Source organism: Testudinibacter sp. 'clade 2', assembly GCF_006227735.1.
GTDB lineage: Bacteria > Pseudomonadota > Gammaproteobacteria > Enterobacterales > Pasteurellaceae > Chelonobacter.
Map to the genome: position 1 here is coordinate 1 of NZ_VDHB01000225.1, position 921 is coordinate 921.

At 47.6% G+C, this 921-nt stretch carries 1 protein-coding gene; it reads left to right on the forward strand.

The genetic code is table 11. The features are described 5' to 3' along the window. Positions 1–121 precede the first annotated feature (121 nt). Positions 122–853 carry a copper homeostasis protein CutC gene (locus FHQ30_RS12870; protein WP_139611032.1) on the forward strand — a complete coding sequence of 244 codons (732 nt, stop codon included), beginning with the start codon at positions 122–124 and terminating at the stop codon, positions 851–853. Positions 854–921: the final 68 nt, after the last annotated feature.

Here is a 921-nt window from a genome sequence, read left to right on the forward strand (position 1 = left end):
GATCAACAGACCCTAATGATAGTAAATTCTTTTGGATTGTTTAACAAGCAATTACTTTTTCGGGGTAATCTTGTTAAGATTGATTCAATTGATTCTAGGGCAGAAAAAAGGAAGCGATATGATTAAGGTAGAAGTGTGTGTGGACAATATCGAATCGATTCATACCGCGCAAAAATACGGTGCTGATCGAATCGAGCTGTGTGGCGCGTTGGCATTGGGCGGAATAACGCCGAACTATGGCTTGATCGAACGTGCGCTCGCAGCAGCGCAAATTCCGCTGTATGTTATGATCCGCCCACGTGCGGGGGATTTTCTGTTTAGTGTCGATGAAGTTGGCATGATGCAAAGCGATATTCGACTGGCGAAAAAGTGCGGTGCTCAGGGTGTGGTGATTGGCGCATTAACCGAAAAAGCCGAGATTGACATACCGACTTGTCAACGCTTGATTGATTGTGCCGATGGCTTGGGCGTGACGTTCCACCGTGCTTTTGATCTCTGTCGTGATCCGCAAACCGCACTTGAACAGATTATCGAACTCGGCTGCGAGCGGCTGTTAACCTCTGGACAACAGCAAAGTGCGGTCGCAGGTGTCGAATTGATTCGAGATTTAGTACGGCAAGCGGATCAACGCATTTCGGTTATGCCCGGCGCTGGCGTGGATGCAAGCAATGCACGACAAATCCTGCAAATTAGCGGTGCACAAGAGCTGCACCTTTCCGCCGGCGGTTATCGCCACAGCGCCATGTTGGTCAACGAAGCGCCAAGCATGGGCAAAGACAGCCGACAAGATCAACAAATCAACATCACCGATAGCAAAAAATTACAGGCAGTGCTGGCGGCGATTAAGCATTAACCAAGCGTAACCAATTTATTACGCCTAGATTGTGCTTATTTTAAACGACAACTCAAAATATAAACAAA